This window comes from Bacillus sp. 005/A4HT-01/001 (genome assembly GCF_004634445.1).
GTDB lineage: Bacteria > Bacillota > Bacilli > Bacillales > Bacillaceae > Bacillus > Bacillus altitudinis.
In genome coordinates, this window is the sequence record NZ_SEIZ01000002.1 from 670,086 (window position 1) to 689,889 (window position 19,804).

23 protein-coding genes and 1 riboswitch are annotated in these 19,804 nt (G+C 40.7%); of the genes, 19 read left to right on the top strand and 4 right to left on the bottom strand.

What is annotated here, in order from left to right; all coding sequences use genetic code 11:
• From ribB to ES896_RS09155, 3 genes are all read left to right on the top strand, one after another.
• Complete coding sequence (gene ribB, locus ES896_RS09145; RefSeq protein ID WP_008344453.1) at positions 1–624, top strand: 3,4-dihydroxy-2-butanone-4-phosphate synthase; 624 nt, start codon at positions 1–3, stop codon at positions 622–624.
• Positions 625–650: 26 nt separating this feature from the next.
• Positions 651–1,115, top strand: a complete 465-nt coding sequence (gene ribH, locus ES896_RS09150; RefSeq protein ID WP_007501031.1) for a 6,7-dimethyl-8-ribityllumazine synthase — start codon at positions 651–653, stop codon at positions 1,113–1,115.
• Positions 1,116–1,228: 113 nt separating this feature from the next.
• The gene (locus ES896_RS09155) at positions 1,229–1,582 is read left to right on the top strand and encodes a GNAT family N-acetyltransferase (RefSeq protein WP_008344455.1); all 354 of its coding nucleotides are present in this window, start codon (positions 1,229–1,231) and stop codon (positions 1,580–1,582) included.
• A gap of 224 nt (positions 1,583–1,806) precedes the next feature.
• Here ES896_RS09155 and ES896_RS09165 read toward each other — a convergent pair whose 3' ends face one another.
• Both ES896_RS09165 and ES896_RS09170 read right to left on the bottom strand, forming a co-directional pair.
• A complete protein-coding gene (locus ES896_RS09165) occupies positions 1,807–2,331 on the bottom strand; it encodes a DUF309 domain-containing protein (protein ID WP_017359784.1) in 525 nt (174 codons plus the stop codon).
• Positions 2,332–2,419: 88 nt separating this feature from the next.
• Complete coding sequence (locus ES896_RS09170; RefSeq protein WP_008359694.1) at positions 2,420–2,512, bottom strand: YjcZ family sporulation protein; 93 nt, start codon at positions 2,510–2,512, stop codon at positions 2,420–2,422.
• 211 nt (positions 2,513–2,723) lie between these two features.
• Here ES896_RS09170 and ES896_RS09175 point away from each other — a divergent pair, with 211 nt between their 5' ends.
• The 15 genes from ES896_RS09175 (at position 2,724) to ES896_RS09245 (ending at position 16,533) form a co-directional block, all read left to right on the top strand.
• Positions 2,724–3,482: a segregation/condensation protein A gene (locus ES896_RS09175; protein ID WP_007501021.1), complete on the top strand. Its 759-nt coding sequence runs from the start codon at positions 2,724–2,726 to the stop codon at positions 3,480–3,482.
• Positions 3,472–4,065 (top strand): SMC-Scp complex subunit ScpB, encoded by a 594-nt coding sequence (gene scpB, locus ES896_RS09180; RefSeq protein WP_008344462.1) that lies wholly within the window; start codon positions 3,472–3,474, stop codon positions 4,063–4,065. Before ES896_RS09175 ends, scpB begins: the two co-directional genes overlap by 11 nt.
• A gap of 113 nt (positions 4,066–4,178) precedes the next feature.
• Complete coding sequence (locus ES896_RS09185; RefSeq protein ID WP_007501019.1) at positions 4,179–4,658, top strand: YpuI family protein; 480 nt, start codon at positions 4,179–4,181, stop codon at positions 4,656–4,658.
• A 110-nt stretch (positions 4,659–4,768) separates the two neighbouring features.
• Positions 4,769–5,920 carry a D-alanyl-D-alanine carboxypeptidase family protein gene (locus tag ES896_RS09190; RefSeq protein ID WP_048003379.1) on the top strand — a complete coding sequence of 384 codons (1,152 nt, stop codon included), beginning with the start codon at positions 4,769–4,771 and terminating at the stop codon, positions 5,918–5,920.
• Positions 5,908–6,495, top strand: coding sequence for a nucleoside recognition domain-containing protein (locus tag ES896_RS09195; protein WP_007501015.1), 588 nt, complete (start codon positions 5,908–5,910; stop codon positions 6,493–6,495). The genes ES896_RS09190 and ES896_RS09195 overlap by 13 nt, the downstream gene beginning before the upstream one ends.
• Before the next feature lie 4 nt (positions 6,496–6,499).
• Positions 6,500–7,036 carry a spore maturation protein gene (locus ES896_RS09200; protein WP_019743084.1) on the top strand — a complete coding sequence of 179 codons (537 nt, stop codon included), beginning with the start codon at positions 6,500–6,502 and terminating at the stop codon, positions 7,034–7,036.
• A gap of 134 nt (positions 7,037–7,170) precedes the next feature.
• Positions 7,171–7,905 (top strand): 23S rRNA pseudouridine(2605) synthase RluB, encoded by a 735-nt coding sequence (rluB, locus tag ES896_RS09205; RefSeq protein WP_008344472.1) that lies wholly within the window; start codon positions 7,171–7,173, stop codon positions 7,903–7,905.
• A 90-nt stretch (positions 7,906–7,995) separates the two neighbouring features.
• Positions 7,996–8,526, top strand: a complete 531-nt coding sequence (gene resA / locus ES896_RS09210; protein ID WP_017359780.1) for a thiol-disulfide oxidoreductase ResA — start codon at positions 7,996–7,998, stop codon at positions 8,524–8,526.
• 1 nt (position 8,527) lies between these two features.
• Positions 8,528–10,207: a cytochrome c biogenesis protein ResB gene (gene resB, locus ES896_RS09215; RefSeq protein WP_135226724.1), complete on the top strand. Its 1,680-nt coding sequence runs from the start codon at positions 8,528–8,530 to the stop codon at positions 10,205–10,207.
• A complete protein-coding gene (ccsB, locus tag ES896_RS09220) occupies positions 10,191–11,369 on the top strand; it encodes a c-type cytochrome biogenesis protein CcsB (protein ID WP_019743082.1) in 1,179 nt (392 codons plus the stop codon). Before resB ends, ccsB begins: the two co-directional genes overlap by 17 nt.
• An 86-nt stretch (positions 11,370–11,455) precedes the next feature.
• Positions 11,456–12,178: a response regulator transcription factor gene (locus ES896_RS09225; RefSeq protein WP_003215596.1), complete on the top strand. Its 723-nt coding sequence runs from the start codon at positions 11,456–11,458 to the stop codon at positions 12,176–12,178.
• On the top strand, positions 12,175–13,956 hold the full coding sequence (locus ES896_RS09230; protein WP_024718919.1) for an ATP-binding protein: 1,782 nt from the start codon (positions 12,175–12,177) through the stop codon (positions 13,954–13,956). Before ES896_RS09225 ends, ES896_RS09230 begins: the two co-directional genes overlap by 4 nt.
• A gap of 202 nt (positions 13,957–14,158) precedes the next feature.
• The gene (gene sigX, locus ES896_RS09235) at positions 14,159–14,719 is read left to right on the top strand and encodes an RNA polymerase sigma factor SigX (protein WP_007501006.1); all 561 of its coding nucleotides are present in this window, start codon (positions 14,159–14,161) and stop codon (positions 14,717–14,719) included.
• The gene (locus ES896_RS09240) at positions 14,679–15,785 is read left to right on the top strand and encodes a hypothetical protein (protein ID WP_017367519.1); all 1,107 of its coding nucleotides are present in this window, start codon (positions 14,679–14,681) and stop codon (positions 15,783–15,785) included. Before sigX ends, ES896_RS09240 begins: the two co-directional genes overlap by 41 nt.
• A 100-nt stretch (positions 15,786–15,885) precedes the next feature.
• Positions 15,886–16,533, top strand: coding sequence for a M23 family metallopeptidase (locus ES896_RS09245; RefSeq protein ID WP_056704681.1), 648 nt, complete (start codon positions 15,886–15,888; stop codon positions 16,531–16,533).
• 33 nt (positions 16,534–16,566) lie between these two features.
• On the opposite strand, the gene serA is transcribed toward ES896_RS09245, so the two are convergent.
• Positions 16,567–18,141 (bottom strand): phosphoglycerate dehydrogenase, encoded by a 1,575-nt coding sequence (gene serA / locus ES896_RS09250; protein ID WP_008344488.1) that lies wholly within the window; start codon positions 18,139–18,141, stop codon positions 16,567–16,569.
• A gap of 287 nt (positions 18,142–18,428) precedes the next feature.
• Positions 18,429–18,561, top strand: a riboswitch (FMN riboswitch).
• A 149-nt stretch (positions 18,562–18,710) separates the two neighbouring features.
• Here serA and ES896_RS09255 point away from each other — a divergent pair.
• On the top strand, positions 18,711–19,292 hold the full coding sequence (locus ES896_RS09255) for an ECF transporter S component (protein WP_135226725.1): 582 nt from the start codon (positions 18,711–18,713) through the stop codon (positions 19,290–19,292).
• 34 nt (positions 19,293–19,326) lie between these two features.
• Here the strand turns inward: ES896_RS09255 and ES896_RS09260 are convergent, their stop codons facing one another.
• Positions 19,327–19,575 carry a ferredoxin gene (locus ES896_RS09260; RefSeq protein ID WP_008344492.1) on the bottom strand — a complete coding sequence of 83 codons (249 nt, stop codon included), beginning with the start codon at positions 19,573–19,575 and terminating at the stop codon, positions 19,327–19,329.
• Positions 19,576–19,804: the final 229 nt, after the last annotated feature.

A 19,804-nucleotide genomic window follows, 5' to 3' on the forward strand; every position in this document is an offset into this window, starting at 1 on the left:
ATGTATCATTCAGTTGATGAGGCAGTAAATGCCCTGAAACGAGGAGAAATCATTATCGTAGTAGATGATGAAGACAGAGAAAATGAAGGAGACTTTGTGGCACTTGCTGAGCATGCAACGCCGGAAGTCATTAACTTCATGGCTTTACATGGAAGAGGTCTTATTTGCACACCAGTTCATGCTTCGATTGCGAAACACTTGGATCTGCATCCTATGGTCGAGCGAAATACGGATGCACATCATACAGCATTTACAGTAAGCATCGACCATACGTCAACAACAACTGGTATAAGTGCTTTTGAGCGCTCAACGACCATTTTGGCCATGTTAAATAAAGAGTCAAAACCAGAAGATTTTGCCCGCCCAGGTCATGTTTTCCCTCTTATTGGGAAAGAGGGAGGCGTAGTAGAAAGACCAGGTCATACAGAAGCGGCCATTGATCTTGCTAAACTTGCGGGTTCAGTGCCAGCGGGTGTCATATGTGAAATTATGAATGCAGATGGAACCATGGCCCGTGTACCCGAACTGCAAAAAATTCAAAAAGAACACGATTTAAAGATGCTGACGATTGAAGCATTGCAGGCATATATAAACAAGCAAACAACGACAATGAAAACAAAATAAAAATCACAAAAAAGGATGATGAACATATGAATACAATACAAGGGAATGTAGTAGCAGAAGGATTAAAGTTTGGAATCGTCGTCGCTAGATTTAATGATTTCATTACAAGCAAACTGCTAGACGGAGCAGAAGATACATTGCTTAGACACGGAGCAAACGGTGACGATATTGATGTCGTGTGGGTGCCGGGGGCTTTTGAAATTCCGTATATGGCAAAAAAACTAGCAGAAACAAAAAAATATGATGCAGTCATTACACTTGGAACCGTGATTCGCGGGGCAACATCACATTACGATTATGTTTGTAATGAAGCGGCTAAAGGAATCGCACAAAGTGCCATCTCAACAGGGGTGCCGATTATCTTTGGTGTACTGACAACAGAATCTATTGAACAAGCCATTGAAAGAGCCGGTACAAAGGCTGGAAATAAAGGCAGTGAATCGGCTGCAGCTGCTATTGAAATGGCCAACCTAAATCGAACGTTTCGTTAATTTGATGAAAAAGAGTTTAAAAACAACCTAAAAGTGTTTATAATGTGTGATGAGCAAGTGATTCATAAGACATTTGCTGGAAAATAGGATAATTTTAATATTGAGGGGTATATATGTTAATTCGTTACAAGAGGTCTTTTGAAAAAATTGCCATGGGACTCCTGTCCTTTATGCCGGGTGAGAAAGACGTCAAACAGCTTCAGCAGACGATAAAGTCGTATGAAATGGATGAAGATCGGCAGCTGTTCCTTTGGAAAGATGGTGAGGATATCGTCGGTGCGATTGGTGTGCTGAAAACAGACGACCAAGTACAAATCGAACATATTAGTGTCAATCCGTCCCATCGTGACCAAGGCATCGGCAAGGAAATGGTATTAGCCGTGGAAGAAGTATTCAAAACGAAAACACTCATTCCAAATGAATTAACGCAAGGCTTCTTTCATAAGTGTCACAGTGAAACAAACTAAATATCACACATGTAAAAGCAGAGGTTATATGCCTCTGCTTTAGATTGTTGACAAAGGGCTAAAATGAACTTGATTTTAGCCCTTTGTCTTCTTTTCAGCGTGATAGAAAACCTTTGCAGTCTAGGAAGGACGAGTACTGGAGCGGAGCGAATTCGATATTCGTGAGCACCGGCACGCAGGACTGACACCGAATGCGAGGGTTTGTCTACACGCTGAAGCAGAGGTTATATGCCTCTGCTTTTTTTACGTTCCATCTGCTTTTCACGTTCAAGCAATACGTCCGTCCGATCACGCAGTCTATGTTTTTCAATTAAGAATGTATGGGATAAGTTGCTCTCCTGTCCGAAGGTTAAGCCTTCTTTTTGGGCCATCTCTTGGCATAAAGAAAGAAGCGTTTCATCTCGTATTGGCAGCATCACACTTTCGTAGGGCATGTCTTCATCGATTTTCTTTTTCAGTGTTCTCAGCAGTAAAAGAAATGCCTCTTCATCAAGACCTAATTCTGTTAGTATGTTCCGGTCCGAATCTAATATATGAAGGCTGTTTGAAATCAGCCGTTTTGCTCCTTTTCCATTCCCTCGTCTTTGATGATACAAAGCAACAGCAAGCTGAATGAGACCCACCCAGTACTTTTTACGCTGATGAGGAGGATCTTCTTTCCAAAATTCTTCAAGAATTTCATGACACTCAAAATAATCTCTTGTCGTATGAAATTCATGTAAAAAAGCCACGTACGCTTTAGGATACACAGCGGTCATCTCCTTTTCCACTATCAGTCTAACATACCGAAAAGAAAAGAAGAAAGAGCGCCCCTTTATGAAAGGACGCTCTGTTTCTTTAATAAACCCAAGCCGCGCCAACGATGATCAGCAAGATGAACAGCACAACAATAAGCGCAAATCCTCCGCCGAAGTAATAACCATCTCCCATAATGTTACGGCCTCCTTTTTTCATCAGTTCTGATTACAATGGTATTCTATGTATAAATGCCCTCATTGGTATGGGCGAATCAACTGTTTTTCTTTTTTTGCCTGCTGCCTCATAGTCGAAATTATATTGGACGAGAGCTTTATGGTGTCTTATACTAAAGGTTAGCCGATGAAAACGGTACTTAGAAGACAGTAGAAATGGTGAGAAAAGAATGCTGGAATATCAGGTGAAAATAGATTCGTTTGAGGGTCCTTTGGACTTGCTTTTACATTTAATTAACCGTTTGGAAATTGATATTTATGATATTCCCGTCGCTAAAATTACGGAGCAGTATTTATTATATGTCCACACGATGAGGGAGCTTGAACTTGATGTTGCAAGTGAGTATTTGGTGATGGCTGCAACCCTCCTGAGCATTAAAAGCAGAATGCTTCTCCCAAAACAAGAGGAAGAGCTGTTTGATGAAGACCTGATGGAAGAAGAAGAGGACCCTCGTGATGAGCTGATTGGCAAATTAATTGAATACCGCAAGTATAAAAATGCAGCGCAAGAACTGAAGGAACGTGAAGAAGAGCGGCAAAACGCCTTTACAAAACCACCAAGTGATTTAAGTGAATTTGCAAAAGAAGCAGAAGCGAAGGACACAAACTTACACGTCACGGTGTATGATATGTTAGGTGCGTTCCAGAAGGTATTGAACCGCAAAAAAATAACAAAACCAGCACCATCAAAGATTACAAGACAAGAAATCCCGATTGAAGACAAAATGAATGAGATTATGAACCATTTAAGAAAAACAAAAAAGCGGACCAATTTCATGACTTTATTTCAACATGATCAAAAGGAACACCTTGTCGTGACGTTTCTTGCTGTTCTCGAATTGATGAAAAGCCATCAAATCATGCTGGAGCAGGAAGGAAACTTTGAAGATATTTATATCATAGGGAGTGAAACGATTCATGACGCTTGATATCGTGAATTGGAAAGCCATCTTAGAAGCGCTGCTATATGCAGCAGGTGACGAAGGCTTAACAAGAAAACAGCTCATGTCTGTTCTTGAAGTTGATGAGGCAGCGTTGCTTGATATTATGTCTGCCGTAAAAGAAGAATATCAAAAACAAGAACGAGGAATTGAGCTCATTGAATATGCAGATTCATATATGCTGCTGACGAAAAAAGAATACAGCGTATATTTAAAAAAATTAGTAGAGACACCATCGAAAGGTTTGTCACAGGCAGCGCTAGAAGTGCTCGCCATTGTCTCGTATAAACAACCGATTACACGCAGCGAAGTCGAGGAGATCAGAGGCGTTAAATCAGAACGAGTGCTGCATAGTTTAGTTGCCAAAGCACTGCTCTGTGAAGTAGGACGTGCCGATGGACCGGGACGAGCGATCCTTTATGGGACAACACCTACCTTTTTAGAGCAATTTGGTTTAAAAGCCTTAGATGAATTACCGCCACTTCCAGAGAATGTGGAAGCAGATGGGGTGCAAGAAGAGGCTGATCTCTTTTTTGAAAACTTCAATCAAACATTTGAAGAGATAAAATAGTTCAAAATAAGGAAAAATGTATGATAAAATATAACAAAGATTTTAGGTCTAAAACCTTTGTTTGAAAGATAAAATGGTGACAAAGCCATGAGGGGAAGGTAAACACGAAACAAATGGCACATATGAATGTAAAGGCTCAAGTTGATCAAGCAGGCGTTTTTTTATCAAAGGTTGCAGTTGAAATGAATGATTTTCTGAACGAAGCTACCTTATCAAGCTTGAAACGATTAAACCCGGAAGCGGAAGCCTATTATTGTGACATATTAAGTACATTGCGGAAGCTTGCAGTTTATAGCGAGGATGCCGCGGCGGTTTGCAGGAAAATCGGGCAGCAGCAGACATTCCCGCAGCAAGCCGCACAGCAGACGCTTCATCGTATTTATCATCAATGTATTGAAGAATTTTTTACACCAAAAAAGGATACATGGTATGAAGATAGCCGTTCAGCCTATACAGGAAAAAGCTGCATTGTTTTCCATCATGAAGTATCGGCTGAAGTCAAACGTTTGTTTTCTTCATTAGAAAAAGAGTTTTTAACGATGAGAGAAGAGCTGGAATATACAACATCTCATCAGCAAATGAAAATGGTATAAAGAAGACAAGGCAACTCTCACATGAGAGTTGCTTTTTTTTATGGACGAGGCATCATAACTTTTTCAGCCGCGCATACACTTGTACAAAACGGACAAGGACGTGAATGAACATGCCCTATTTAAAAATTGGAACAGCAGTCCTTCTTCTATTGACACTCTTACTGCCTTTTTCCTCACACGCTCAAGCAGACATTTCATTATCGGTGAGTGCGAGAAGCGCCATTTTAATAGATGGACAGTCAGGCAGAGTCCTATTTGGAAAGGACGAGCACGAAAAAAGAAGAATCGCCAGTATCACAAAAATTATGACGGCTGTATTAGCCATTGAATCAGGAAAAATGAACGACATGGTCAAAGTGTCAAAACGTGCGATTCAAGCGGAAGGTTCTTCGATTTATTTAAAGGAAGGACAGAAGGTGAGCTTAGAAGACTTGACATACGGGCTCATGCTGCGCTCTGGAAATGATGCAGCTGTTGCCATTGCAGAACATGTTGGTGGCAGCTTAGAAGGCTTTATTTTTATGATGAACCAAAAGGCCTCTGAACTAGGCATGGAGAATACGAATTTTCAAAATCCGCATGGACTCGATGATCATAAAAACCATTATTCATCAGCTTATGATATGGCAATCTTAACGAAATACGCCATGAAGCATCAGCAATATCAAAAAATTGCCGGTACCACCTTTTATAAAGCAAAAACAATCGAAGGTTATTGGAAAAACAAAAACAAGCTGCTCACTGGTTTATATCAATATTCGACTGGAGGGAAGACAGGATATACAAAACTTGCAAAACGCACGCTTGTCTCCACAGCTGCAAAAGGAGATGCTACGCTCATTGCTGTGACGATTAATGCACCGGATGATTGGAAGGATCATATCTCAATGTTTGAGTATGCATTTGATCACTATAAAACGTATGTGCTTGCTGAAAAAGGCAGGCTCGCTTCGTTAAAAGGGACTTTTTACGAAAAAAAAGCGTTTATTAAGCGGGATGTGGACTATTTTTTAAATGAAGATGAGAAAAAACTAGTGGAAATCGAAACGGAAATGCTGACGCCTGAAAAGAAATGGGAGAAAAACAAAGAAGCGATCCCAGATGTAGTAGGGAAAATGACGTTCTTACTGGATGGTCAGGTGATTGAGCAAGTCCCCATTTTTTATGAAAATAAACGCAACCGAATGCCTCAAAAAAGCTTTCAAGAAATGTTTAAGTCTGTCTTTCAGACATCGATAGGCGGATCTTCATGGTCAATCTGATCTGGGTATTCCTCACGGTCATCGGTCTTGTCTATGCAATGTTTAACGGAACGATGCATGAAGTGAACGAAGCGGTCTTTAAAGGATCAAAAGAAGCGGTCACCATTTCAATTGGGTTGATTAGTGTTCTTGTATTCTGGCTAGGATTGATGAAGATCGCAGAAGAAGCGGGGTTGTTACATTTCTTTAGTAAATTATGCCGGCCCTTTATCTCAAAACTATTTCCTGAGATTCCTGCGAATCATCCAGCGATGGGGTATATTCTGTCCAATCTCATGGCAAATTTCTTTGGCCTTGGCAATGCCGCCACTCCACTTGGGATTAAGGCGATGGAGCAGATGAAAGCATTAAATGGCGGAAAAAATGAGGCGAGCCGGTCTATGATCACTTTTTTAGCAGTCAATACATCTTCTATCACACTTGTGCCAACGACCGTCATTGCCATTCGTATGACCTATGGCGCAGATCAGCCAACAGATATTGTAGGCCCAACCATTTTGGCGACACTTATTTCAGGTATCGGTGCGATTATGATTGATCGCTATTTCCACTATCGCAGAAGCAGGCGGGGGTGATCTTGTGGCATTTATTAACTGGCTGTCACTTGCTTTGATTCCACTGATCATCGCAGGAATATTGATTGCAGGGACGATTAAAAAAGTACCGACGTACGAAACATTTGTAGAAGGCGGGAAAGAAGGCATTCAAATTGCCTTTTCAATCATTCCGTATTTAGTCGGTATGCTTGTCGCCATTACGATTTTCCGAGCATCAGGTGCCCTTGACTTTGTCATGGAATTATTGAAACCTGTGTTTACAGCGATTGGTATTCCTACAGAAGTGGTGCCGCTAGCTTTGATACGCCCTATATCAGGAACAGCGGCGCTTGGTATGACATCAGACTTAATTGCGACTTATGGTCCAGATTCTTTTATCGGCAAGCTTGCCGCCGTTATGCAAGGGTCAACGGATACGACCCTTTATATTTTAACCGTCTATTTTGGAGCAGTTGGTATTAAAAAAATGGGAGATGCACTGAAAGTGGGGCTGCTTGCAGACCTGATTGGGATCATTGCATCGATTATTATCGTCAGTTTGTTATTTAGCGGCGCCTAATCAGGTGCTTTTTTTATTTCGTGGATGGAAAACAGCTTTTTTGTTGAAATTAGACAGATGAAACGCTTATTTTTCCACGAATGCTTGTTTGTTTCAAGCCAAGCAAGTAAGATAGTACATGAGGTGAAAGACAAATGGAACGTTTACAGAAAGTAATTGCCCATGCCGGCGTCGCTTCTAGACGAAAGGCTGAAGAATTAATTAAAGAAGGACGAGTTACCGTTAATGGTGAAACAGTGACAGAGCTCGGAGTAAAGGTGGGCTCTTCAGATAAAATTGAAGTCAATGGCTTAAAGCTTGAAAGAGAAGAACCGGTTTACTTTATGCTTTATAAACCGCGCGGCGTCATTTCAGCTGCCGAGGATGATAAAGGACGCAAAGTCGTGACAGACTTCTTTGATGATGTTCCGCAGCGTCTGTATCCAATCGGCCGGTTGGATTATGATACGAGCGGTTTAATTTTGATTACAAATGATGGTGAGTTTGCCCATAAGCTCATGCATCCGAAATATCAAATTGATAAAACGTATGCAGCGAAACTAAAAGGCATCCCTTCAAAAGAATTGCTTAGAAAGTTAGAAAAAGGAATCATGTTAGACCATAAAAAAACAGCACCTGCCCGTGCCAAAATGCTTTCAATTGATAAACGAAAGCAAACATGTATTGTGCAATTAACCATCCATGAAGGCAGAAACAGACAGGTTCGCCGCATGTTTGAAGCAATCGGTCACGACGTTTTAAAACTCAAAAGAGAGCAATATGCTTTCCTTCATATTGAAGGCATGAGACCAGGAGATCGCAGAGAATTGACGCCGCATGAAGTAAAACGTCTAAGAGCGATTGCGGATCATGGGAAAAGCGCTTTTTAATTTTCACATAAACTTCAAAAAATGAAGAAGCATCAAAAGAAGGAGAATGCTATAATTTACCTGAATGTCTATGGGGAAGGGGTACTTCAGATGAAGAAAAGACGATTTTTCATACGGACGGGCATTCTCCTCGTGATGCTTGCTGCACTGTGTTATACGATGTATAACTCAGTATTTGCCAAACAGGATCAAATCAAAGAAGGATCTATTGCGCCGAACTTTGTCCTTCAATCGGTAGATGGGGAACGGATTGAATTAAAGGACTTAAAAGGCAAAGGCGTCTTTCTCAATTTTTGGGGTACATGGTGCGGTCCATGTAAGCAGGAATTCCCTTATATGGCAAATCAGTATGAAGTGTTCAAGGATCGCGGTGTCGAAATTGTTGCCGTGAATGTGGGGGAATCCAATATTGCTGTGAAGAATTTTATGGATGCTTATGGCGTGAATTTTCCTGTTGCCATGGACAAAGATCGTCAAGTGACAGAGGCATATGATATTACGCCGCTGCCAACCACATTTTTAATTAATCCTGAAGGCAAAGTAATCAAAGTCATAAAGGGGACGATGACAGAACGTAATGTCTATGAATATATGAATTTGATTAAACCAAAGGGGTCATAGAATGAAAGAGGTAAAGTGCGAGTGTGGACATATTAATCCAATCGGTACTGTTCTATGTGAATCATGCGGGAATCCCATTGCAGCAAAAGAGAAAAATTCATCAAAGCTGCTTGATATGAGATATGACGGCAGTGCAAGACGCTCGCAAACATACAACAAAACGATTGTTGATAAAGTATGGAACTTTTTTTCTTCCGTAAAAGTGGGTGTGTGGCTCATTGTCATCACACTGTTAGCTTCTTCGCTAGGAACTATTTTTCCGCAGGAGCGGTTTATTCCGCCAGGTGCATCAGCTTCCACTTATTATGAGGAGCAATATGGGTCGTTTGGCAAGTTATATTACATCCTTGGATTCCATGATCTTTATAATTCTTGGTGGTTTTTAGCCCTTGTCGCATCTATCGGAATTTCCCTTGTGATTTGCAGCCTTGATCGAGTGATTCCACTTTATCGTGCACTCAAAAATCAAGGGGTTGTCAAAAAAGAAGGCTTTATGAGAAGGCAGCGTCTTTTCAGCGAAACAAACCAAACATTAGATCAACATACATATGAAGGCATCGTTAGTAAAATGAAACAAAAGCGTTACCGCGTAAGAGAAGAAGATGGACATATTTTAGCTGAAAAAGGCCGCTTTTCCCGCTGGGGACCTTACGTCAATCATATTGGATTAATTATATTTCTCATTGGATCCATGCTCCGGTTTGTTCCGGGAATGTACGTGGATGAAACATTATGGGTAAGAGAAGGCGAAACGGCACCAATCCCAGGGACGGGAGGCCAATACTTCTTAAAGAATAATGCGTTTTCAATTGACCGCTATGAATCTGAAAAAGAAAAAGAAGTCTTTGAAAATGCGATTGAAAAGGCTGGCGATGGTCAAGTCGTCAAAAGTTATAAAACCGATGCCGTTTTATACAAACGTGAAGGGGAAGTTGTTTTTGGTGAAAAGCCAAAGCTAAAGCAGGTAACAGAACACGATATTAAAGTGAATGAACCGCTTAAGTTTGACAATTTCTCATTATATCAAGTGGATTTTAAACAAAATGAACTCGATCAAATGGTCTTTCAGCTGATTCGAAAAGATACTGAGAAATCTTTCGGAACAGTGAAGATTAATCTGCTGGAGCCTAAGTCAGAATATGATCTTGGTAGCGGTTACAAAGTCAAGGTGATGAGTTATTTGCCTGACTTTTATTTTGACGAAGATGGCACACCTAGTACGAAAACGAGGAATCCAAATAATCCTGCGTTCGTATTTGAAATGATCTCTCCTGAAAAACCAAAAGGTGAAAAAAGCTTTGTCGCAATTCAAGAGACAGTAGAGGGTTCTGATAACAATCTTTATAAAATGAAATTTGACCGGGTTGAAACAAAAAACGTGACAGGTTTAACGGTTCGAAAAGACTTAACACTCGGGGTACTTATTGTTGGCGGAATCATCTTTATGATTGGTGTCGTACAAGGGATGTACTGGCAGCATAGAAGAATCTGGCTGTCGGCAAAGGATGGAAAAGTATTTGTGGCAGGACATACAAACAAAAACTGGTTCGGCTTAAAGTCTGATCTCAAGGTGTTACTGCACGGCAGTGGCATCAAACAGCCAGTGGATCAAAAAGAACTGCCTGATACAACAAGTATCAGCAAAAGCAAGGGGGAAGGGTTAGATGGCGGCAGTCAGTGAAAACCTGTTATTTGCAGCTTTTCTATTTTATTTAGCGGCAGTTCCTTTTTTTGGAGGGGCCATTAAAGGAAAAAAGAAAGAAGAGGGTCCGCGCAAAAATAAGGCGGCACTTATCGGCATAACGCTCACCATCATTGGTTTTTTGAGTCAATTTGGCTATTTTATTTCAAGGTGGATCGCGTCTGGTCACGCACCAGTCAGTAATCTGTTTGAATTCACCACAGCCTTTGGAATGATGCTGGTGCTCGCATTTATTATTTTATATTTTGTCTATCAAGTGTCTGTGCTAGGTTTATTCACACTTCCAATCGCTTTATTAATCATTGCTTATGCAAGCATGTTTCCATCGGATATTTCACCGCTGATTCCTTCGCTTCAAAGTAATTGGCTATATATTCACGTCACGACAGCAGCGCTTGGTCAAGCCATTTTGGCGATCAGTTTTGTGGCAGGTGTGATTTTTCTTTTGAAGCATGTCGATCAAACAAAACCGGGGAAGAAAACCTTTGGCTTAGAGCTGGTCATGTTTATGATTGTGGTCACCCTTGCATTTATCGCTGTCACGTCCATCTTTAGAATGACAGGGTATGAAGCGAAATTTAATTGGGTAGATAAAAATAAAGAAGAGAGCGTCATGGTCTATGAGCTGCCTGCCTTAGTAGGACCTCATAAAGGAGAGCTTATCACAAAAGATCGTTTAGAGCCTGTGGTTGATCTGCCGCCTGTTTTTTCAGGTAGAAAGGTGAATACAGTGCTGTGGTCATTTGGCGTTGGGCTGATTATTTATGGATTGCTGAGATTGATCATTCGCAAACGTCTAAGTGCGCTGCTTCAGCCGCTCGTAAGACAAGTGAATCTCGATTTAGTCGATGAAATTGGGTACAGGGCTGTTTCCATAGGATTCCCTGTATTTGCGTTAGGCGGTCTTATTTTTGCGATGATCTGGGCACAAATTGCATGGACGAGATTCTGGGGATGGGACCCGAAGGAAGTATGGGCTTTAATTACATTTTTATTTTACGCCGCCTATCTCCACCTTCGGTTATCACGAGGCTGGCATGGTGAAAAGTCCGCTTGGCTTGCTGTAATCGGATTTGCGATCATTATGTTTAACCTTATCTTTGTCAACCTAGTGATTGCGGGGCTTCATTCTTACGCGTAATCGCATGAAAAAGGCCAACTTTTATGATTCGATTCGGCTTTTTGTTAAAATGTATGTAACAACGGAGAAAGCAGGAGGATTGTCTAATGGAACACACAACTCAAACGAAAATATTAGTCGTCGATGACGAGGCAAGAATTCGCCGCCTTTTAAAAATGTATTTAGAACGGGAAAATTATGAAATTGATGAAGCGGAAAATGGGGATGAAGCCATTCAAAAAGGACTTCAAACCGATTATGACCTCATTTTGCTTGATTTAATGATGCCTGGGACAGATGGGATTGAAGTGTGTAATCAAATCCGAGATAAAAAAGCCACACCAATTATTATGCTGACAGCAAAAGGTGAGGAAGCTAACCGTGTGCAAGGCTTTGAGGCAGGAACGGATGATTATATCGTTAAACCTTTCAGCCCGCGTGAAGTGGTTCTTCGTGTGAAAGCACTGCTAAGAAGATCGTCGCAAACGTCATACCTTAATACTGGAACAACCACAAAAGATGTTCTCGTGTTTTCTCATCTATCCATTGATCATGATGCACACCGGGTCACAGCAGATGGAAAAGAAGTCAGCCTCACGCCGAAGGAATACGAACTTTTGTACTTCTTGGCAAAAACGCCGGATAAGGTCTATGACAGGGAAAAGCTTCTCAAAGAAGTGTGGCAGTATGAATTCTTTGGGGATCTGAGAACAGTGGATACCCACGTCAAAAGGCTTCGCGAAAAACTAAATAAAGTGTCACCAGAAGCAGCGAAAAAAATCGTGACAGTATGGGGTGTCGGGTACAAATTTGAGGTCGGCGCTGAATGAAGCTGTGGAAAAGTGTCGTAGGAAAGCTATGGTTAACCATTCTTTTCCTCGTACTCATTGTTTTATCGATTTTAACTGTGCTTCTTTTAGAGTTCATTGAGAATTACCATGTGGAAGAAGCAAAGTCTGATTTAACACAAATGGCCAACAAAGTAGCAGTCATTTTAGAAAGCCATGAGGATCAATCACTTGCAAGATCGATTACATCAGAACTAGCTGATAAATTGACAAGTATCGCGATTGTTCAAGAGGATGGACTAGAATGGTATTCGTCTGAAAAAGGCGGGAAGCTTCCTGCGATCACAAAAGAACAAATTGAAGCAGACAAAGATTTGAACAGGGCACTGACAGAACGAAAAAAAATCAGTAAACGAGCTGAATCTGATACAGGCAATCAGAAGGATGAACGCATTGTAGTAGGTGTTCCTTACGAGGCGAACGGAAAGAAAGGGATGGTCTTTCTTTCTCAATCCCTCCTCGCAGTAGAGCAGACGACAAAACATACGACGCGTTATATCTTCCTCGCAGCCGGAATTGCGATTGTGCTCACCACGATTTTCGCTTTCTTCTTATCCACTCGTGTCACCTATCCTCTTAGAAAGATGAGGGAGGGAGCACAAGATTTGGCGAAAGGGAAATTTGATACAAAGATTCCTATTTTAACGCAAGACGAAATTGGGGAACTGGCGATCGCCTTTAATCAAATGGGTAAGCAGCTTAAATTTCATATAACTGCTTTAAATCAAGAAAAAGAACATTTGTCCAACATTCTCAGCAGTATGGCAGACGGTGTCATCACGATCAATATTGATGGGACGATCCTCATGACAAACCCTCCTGCAGAAAGATTCTTGCAGGCTTGGTATTACGAGCAAAATATGAAGATCAAAGATGGGGATGAACTGCCGCCAGAAGCGCGTGAATTGTTTCATACTGCCGTCAGTACGGAAAAAGAGCAAATGATCGAAGTCACGCTGCAAGGGCGTACTTGGGTTCTTCTCATGTCTCCGCTTTATAACCAGCAAGATGTCAGAGGGGCGGTAGCGGTACTTCGAGATATGACAGAAGAGAGAAGACTGGATAAGCTAAGAAAAGACTTCATTGCAAATGTCAGTCATGAACTCCGTACACCTATTGCTATGCTGCAGGGCTATAGTGAAGCGATTGTCGATGACATTGCCGGATCAGAAGAGGAAAAGAAAGAGATTGCCCAAATTATCTACGATGAATCACTTCGAATGGGGCGTCTTGTGAATGATCTTCTCGATCTCGCACGTATGGAAGCTGGTCATATTACACTGAATCTTGAATCAACTGATACAGAAGAGCTGACTGAAAAAATCTACCGTAAATTCCTTGGAATTGCGAAAGAAAAACAAATCAACCTGACGTATGAAATTCAAGTAGAAGAACCGTATTTTGTATTTGATCCAGATAAAATAGAACAGGTTTTTACAAATCTCATCGATAATGCCATTCGTCATACACCAGAAGGCGGAGAAGTTCACTTCTCAGTTCAATCGGTGGAAAATGGGCTCAAGATGGATGTGAAAGATTCGGGAAGCGGCATTCCTGAAGAGGATCTCCCGTTTATTTTTGAACGGTTCTATAAAGCAGATAAAGCAAGAACAAGAGGACGTTCCGGTACGGGGCTGGGCCTTGCGATTGTGAAGAACATCGTAGAAGCGCATCAAGGCTCCATTCATGCACATAGTAAGGCTGGAACAGGTACTCACTTCACTTTCTATATTCCGAAAAAAAAGCAGGAACTCGTCTAATCTTGACGAAGAATCTTGTTACATGAGAAACACTTCTTTTCGAAAGAAAATGAAGTGTTTTTTCTATTTTCATATTTTTAAGGAGAAGTTAAACTAAAAGCCCTTTCCAAATTGTCGATCTTGTAATATATTTGTCATAAAGTTGTAATGTAACGTTTTGTGAGAGTCACTCGACAAAAATAAGTGAACGGAGGGGTTTCCTATGCATGAAACCTTTCAAAAAATATATGATTCGTACCATCAAGATTTGTACCAATTTTTATTTTATATGGTAAAAGATAAAAATCAGGCAGAGGATCTCGTGCAGGAGGTTTACATTCGGGTACTTCACTCATATAAAACTTTTGAAGGAAGAAGCAGCGAGAAAACATGGCTGTTTTCAATTGCAAGGCATGTGGCAATTGACTGGTTTCGCAAACAGCAAACCATCAGACAACGGGTGCTTGGCACGTTTGATTGGGATAAACAGGATGTAAAAGATCCAGACCTGCTCCCAGATGAATTGGCTGTACAGGATGAAAATATCAAAGAAATTTATGCCGCACTTGATCATTGCACCATTGATCAACGAGCCGTCATCATTTTAAGGTTTATCCAAGGCTACTCAATCATGGAGACGGCCAAGGCGCTAAAGTTCTCGGAAAGCAAAGTCAAAACAACGCAGCACCGAGGCCTGAAAGTGCTCCGAAAACATATGGAGCTTTTGAAGGAGGAGCTAGTGAATGAAAACGAACAGGTCCAATTGGAGCGAAGAACGAATTAAAGTATTACTCAGTCAGCTTCCAAAGGTGGAGGACAACCGTTCATCTAAGCAGATTTACCAGCAAATGCTGATGGCAAGCGGGAAGAAAAAGAAAAGTGCCAGATGGATCGGTCCAGCGGTCGCAACCGTTGTGGTCTTATTTATGGCGTTTTTGATTTCTCCTCATTTATTTCAGCCGGCTGCTCAAGATATAAAGAAAGTGAAAATGGACTCGAGTGCTGAAAAAGGACAGGTGAATGCTACATTAGAGGCGGTAAAAAACACAAATGATCCTTCACATGTTGCTTATGCATCTGACAAAGAAAAGTATATGACGATTTCATACATAGATGAATCGACTTCTCAAGTTGTCCCAATCAGTATTCAAAAAGAAAATAAGCATGATGATGTGCAGGCGCTTCTTGATACATATGAAAAACTGGAGCTGCCTGAAATGACAAAACCCCTTCAAGCCTATATGGATATGGTGGATGTGAGTGAAAAAGGGGACACACTGATTTTTCAGCTGAAAAATGATTTGTCTCTTGATACATTAAAAGAAGCCAACCGTTTTAAAGACATGGTCAAAGAAACGTTAAAATGGAGCCAATATAAACAAGTACAGGTCAAGTCTGTCAATGGCTCGCACCTTCAATTAGGGACGAATGGCCGTCTTGGTACCATTTCAATTAATAAACAAACAAAGCACGCTTACTACGTTTTAGAAAATAAGAGCGGGACATTTTTGGTGCCGTCAAAAGATGATTATCCTTCTTATAAAGATGCGGTAGAGGCGATGAAGCGGGCGAATGATGCAGGACTCGATCCACTCATTAAAGAAGAGCCTATTCAAAAGGTGACATCAAAAGGAAAACATGCAACCATCACGTTTGGAGCATCAGCACAATTAACGGACTCAATTGATCATATTTTACTTATTGAAGGACTGCTGCTCACAGCGAAAGATTTCGGTTTTACAGATGTCACGATACAAAATGCAGGAACAGATCAAGTAGGCCCATATGAATTAAAAGAACCGCTAGAGGTACCGGCACTGCCAAACCCAGTTGTTATCAAAGAACGCTAAAGGACGCAACTTATTGCGTTCTTTTTTCATGTATAGAAAAGGGCTTCCTTGAGGTATACTAAGCTGTCATGAAAAGAACTTCAAAGAAGGGAAGTCACTGATGAAAAGGTATTGCTACATATGTGCTAGCTGTTTCTTGTTCTTGACCTTATCACCGTTTGCCCATGCAGAGAAAACAACCGAGTGGGTGGAACCAATCAAAGGTGAAGTCACTGATTTGTTTGGGACAAGAGGTGGTTCGCATAAGGGGTTAGACATTGCTGCACCAGAAGGAGAATCCATTTTGGCTGCTAGCGAAGGTGTGGTTACTCGTTCCTATGTATCTGCTACATATGGAGAAGTTGTATTTATTCGGCATCCAAATGGATATGAAACCGTCTATGCGCATTTAAATGCGCGTTTTGTAAAGAATGGTGACCATGTACAAACAGGGCAGCCGATCGGCATCATAGGCAACACAGGCGCCTCTAGGGGCACTCATTTGCATTTTGAGGTGCACAGGGGTAATTGGTCAGTTAGTAAAGAAGATGCAGTAGATCCGCTCACAATCATTGCAAGAGATCGTTTCCAAGAGCCAGCCCTTCATGTAGATGGATATGAGAAACATACATATGTCATACAACGAGGGGACACGCTCTGGTCCATTGCTAAAGCACATCAAATGACCGTTGATCAATTGAAGAAAATCAATGCACTGACAACGCATCTCATACGGACAGGTGAACGTTTAATCGTTTCAACAAAATAAACCTCATGCTTTTGCATGAGGTTTACCATTTTTTTATAGGTCAATCAGACGTACAGAAAGAATATCGCTCACTTTAGTTAACGTTTGGACAATTTCATCTTCAAGGTGCTTATCAAAAGAAAGCATCATGATAGCTTCGCCGCCTTTTTCTTTACGGCCTACTTGCATTGTCGCAATGTTCACATCGTGGTCGCCTAAAATTTTTCCAACTTGACCGATGACACCAGGTGCGTCAGTATGCTGAATATAGACAAGGTGCCCATCTGGGTAAAAGTCAATATTGAAACCATTAATAGAAACGACACGCTCACCTAGATGCGGGATATACGTTGCTTTTAATGTAAAGGTGGAAAGGTCACCTTTGACTTCAATGGAAATGCTGTTCTCATAGCCAGATTCGCTTGAAGAAATTTTCTCGCTAAAGCTAATGCCACGTTCTTTTGCCACCATACCAGCATTGACTTCATTTACAGTCGAATCGACACGCTCTTTCAAAAAGCCAGAAAGCAGACTTTTTGTAATAAATGATGTTTCGAGTTTTGCGATAGATCCTTCATATGAAATGCTGACTTCTTTTACAGGTTCTCTCATCGATTGAGAAACAAGACGTCCAAGTTTTCCTGCAAATTGATGATAAGGCTGGATTTTTTTGAACTCGTCTTTTGTCATCGCTGGTAGATTAATAGATGACATGACCGGGAGTCCTTTTGCAAATTGAAGAACTTCTTCAGAGACTTGTGCCGCCACATTTAATTGTGCTTCTTTTGTAGATGCACCAAGATGCGGAGTGGCAATGACGTTTGGATGATCCACAAGTGGATTCTCAGTAGGTGGTTCTACTTCAAATACATCGAGAGCAGCCCCTGCGACATGACCATTTTCAAGTGCTTCAAGAAGGTCTCGTTCGTCAATGATGCCGCCGCGTGCACAGTTCACTAGACGAACACCTTTTTTCGTTTTTGCGATTGTTTCTTTATTGAGAAGTCCTCTAGTTTCTTTTGTTAAAGGTGTATGTACCGTAATAATATCTGATACTTCAAGCACTTCATCAAGTGATTTTGCATTGACACCAATTTTTTCGGCACGTTCTTTTGTAAGGAAAGGGTCAAATACGTTGACGGTCATGCCAAATGCTCTTGCACGCTGGGCGATTTCACTTCCAATTCTGCCTAAGCCAACAATCCCAAGAGATTTTCCGTAAAGCTCAGCACCGACATATGCGCCTCTGTTCCATTCTTTTGATTTCACAGAAATATTCGCTTGAGGAATATGACGCATGAGAGATGAGATCATCGCAAACGTATGCTCTGCCGTTGAAATCGTATTCCCATTTGGTGCATTGATGACAATCACACCGTGTTTTGTTGCTTCATCAATGTCAATGTTGTCGACTCCCACACCAGCACGGCCAACAATTTTTAATGAAGTCATTTTTTCATAAAGTTCTTTTGTTACTTTTGTGGCACTTCTGACAAGTAAGGCATCAAACGTGTGTAATTCATCTTCTGCTTCTGTTACATTTTTTTGAACAATTTCAACAAAATCTGATTCTAATAGTGGTAAAAGACCATCATTGCTCATCTTATCTGAGACTAATACTCGAAACATCGTAAGATTTCCTCCTAAAATAAACGTCATAAATATCTGATAATTTACCATATTCCTTTTCACTGTGTCAATCAAATTAAAGCAGTAAAGCGAAAAAGAAAACACGAACATTTTTTAGTGTCTTGATCAAGAATGGACACCTTTAAACAAAAGATAACCAATTTTTACGCATTTGTCATTATAAATTTTAGGTTTTTTACGATTTCTTAAAACTGATGAATTTGCTCAGGATTTTTATCTGTACAAATGCTCATATATCATATATAATGATGTCGAATTGAATAATGATCAATCTTCGGGGCAGGGTGTAATTCCCTACCGGCGGTGATGAGACATAGTCTCTAAGCCCGCGAGCCTTTTTTGGCAGGATTCGGTGTGATTCCGAAGCCGACAGTATAGTCTGGATGGGAGAAGATGGAGGTTCGTAAACGTTGAAAACATGTCTGTTTATACGTTTATTTGTGTAGCCTAAATTTCCCGCTCCTGTGTATGTATTCAGAGCGGTTTTTTTGTGGCTAAAATTGAACAATCCTCTTTTCGAAAGATTTGATCGAAAAGGAGAGAGAATATTGAATCAAAGTAGAGTAAAACGTTTAGTTGTTACCAGTATGCTTAGCAGTATTTCGTTTGTATTAATTTTATTAGATTTCCCTTTTCCGGGACTTCCAGCGTATTTAAAAATTGATTTTAGCGATATTCCGGCGATTATTGCGATTTTGATTTATGGGCCAGGTGCAGGGATTGCCGTTGAGGCTTTAAAAAATGTACTACATTACCTCATTCAGGGCAGTATGTCCGGTGTTCCTGTTGGGCAAGTAGCCAATTTCATTGCAGGCACATTATTCATTTTGCCAGTCGCTTTTATGTTTAAAAAAATCAAATCAGCAAGAGGAATGGCGTGGTCAATGGTCATCGGTACAGTGCTTATGACCGTCATGATGAGCATTTTAAATTACTTCTTGTTCCTTCCAGCGTACACATGGTTTTTAAACGCACCTGAACTATCAGATCATGCGCTTAAAACAACCATTACAGCAGGAATCTTACCTTTTAACTTTATTAAAGGAATCATCATCACCATCGTCTTTAGTTTCATTTTTGTCAAAATGCGTCCGTGGTTTGAAAATAAACGCCGACTTCAAAATACTTAATATAAAAAAAGCCCCTTTAAAAGGGGCTTTTATCCTATTCATGCTTAAGTGGATCACCATCGAAAGTTTCGTCCGCAACTTTGATTGAGTCAGTTGGGCAACCTTCAAATGCATCAAGCATATCTTCTTCAAGTACTTCTGGAACTTCTACAGTCCCCTGATTGTCATCAAGCGTGACAAATGCAATGCCTTCATCATCATAATCATAAATGTCTGGAGCAGCTGCACCGCATGCGCCGCAAGCAATACATGTGTCTTTGTCTACAATTGTATATTTTGCCATGTTAAAAAAATACCTCCCAGATTGTTCGATGGAACAAATGGTTTAACCTTTTTAGTTTCACCGATAAAAAACCAATTTCCTCAAACCTTATTGTAATGATTTTAAATTCACATTTCAACTGTAAAGTGATTGAGAATGCTTATCACATAAGGGTTTGTTCATAACTTTCCCCCATTAATTGAGTTTAAACATTTCTTCTTCAATGAAATCTGTTAAAATAAAGGGAGAA

What these genes read in the sequence shown, in the direction of transcription:
- ribB (WP_008344453.1), top strand. Translation starts at nt 1, where the DNA reads ATGTATCATTCAGTTGATGAGGCAGTAAATGCCCTGAAACGAGGAGAA.
- ribH (WP_007501031.1), top strand. Translation starts at nt 651, where the DNA reads ATGAATACAATACAAGGGAATGTAGTAGCAGAAGGATTAAAGTTTGGA.
- ES896_RS09155 (WP_008344455.1), top strand. Translation starts at nt 1,229, where the DNA reads ATGTTAATTCGTTACAAGAGGTCTTTTGAAAAAATTGCCATGGGACTC.
- ES896_RS09170 (WP_008359694.1), bottom strand. Translation starts at nt 2,512, where the DNA reads ATGGGAGATGGTTATTACTTCGGCGGAGGATTTGCGCTTATTGTTGTG.
- ES896_RS09175 (WP_007501021.1), top strand. Translation starts at nt 2,724, where the DNA reads ATGCTGGAATATCAGGTGAAAATAGATTCGTTTGAGGGTCCTTTGGAC.
- scpB (WP_008344462.1), top strand. Translation starts at nt 3,472, where the DNA reads ATGACGCTTGATATCGTGAATTGGAAAGCCATCTTAGAAGCGCTGCTA.
- ES896_RS09185 (WP_007501019.1), top strand. Translation starts at nt 4,179, where the DNA reads ATGGCACATATGAATGTAAAGGCTCAAGTTGATCAAGCAGGCGTTTTT.
- ES896_RS09190 (WP_048003379.1), top strand. Translation starts at nt 4,769, where the DNA reads ATGCCCTATTTAAAAATTGGAACAGCAGTCCTTCTTCTATTGACACTC.
- ES896_RS09195 (WP_007501015.1), top strand. Translation starts at nt 5,908, where the DNA reads ATGGTCAATCTGATCTGGGTATTCCTCACGGTCATCGGTCTTGTCTAT.
- rluB (WP_008344472.1), top strand. Translation starts at nt 7,171, where the DNA reads ATGGAACGTTTACAGAAAGTAATTGCCCATGCCGGCGTCGCTTCTAGA.
- resA (WP_017359780.1), top strand. Translation starts at nt 7,996, where the DNA reads ATGAAGAAAAGACGATTTTTCATACGGACGGGCATTCTCCTCGTGATG.
- resB (WP_135226724.1), top strand. Translation starts at nt 8,528, where the DNA reads ATGAAAGAGGTAAAGTGCGAGTGTGGACATATTAATCCAATCGGTACT.
- ccsB (WP_019743082.1), top strand. Translation starts at nt 10,191, where the DNA reads ATGGCGGCAGTCAGTGAAAACCTGTTATTTGCAGCTTTTCTATTTTAT.
- ES896_RS09225 (WP_003215596.1), top strand. Translation starts at nt 11,456, where the DNA reads ATGGAACACACAACTCAAACGAAAATATTAGTCGTCGATGACGAGGCA.
- ES896_RS09230 (WP_024718919.1), top strand. Translation starts at nt 12,175, where the DNA reads ATGAAGCTGTGGAAAAGTGTCGTAGGAAAGCTATGGTTAACCATTCTT.
- sigX (WP_007501006.1), top strand. Translation starts at nt 14,159, where the DNA reads ATGCATGAAACCTTTCAAAAAATATATGATTCGTACCATCAAGATTTG.
- ES896_RS09240 (WP_017367519.1), top strand. Translation starts at nt 14,679, where the DNA reads ATGAAAACGAACAGGTCCAATTGGAGCGAAGAACGAATTAAAGTATTA.
- ES896_RS09245 (WP_056704681.1), top strand. Translation starts at nt 15,886, where the DNA reads ATGAAAAGGTATTGCTACATATGTGCTAGCTGTTTCTTGTTCTTGACC.
- serA (WP_008344488.1), bottom strand. Translation starts at nt 18,141, where the DNA reads ATGTTTCGAGTATTAGTCTCAGATAAGATGAGCAATGATGGTCTTTTA.
- ES896_RS09260 (WP_008344492.1), bottom strand. Translation starts at nt 19,575, where the DNA reads ATGGCAAAATATACAATTGTAGACAAAGACACATGTATTGCTTGCGGC.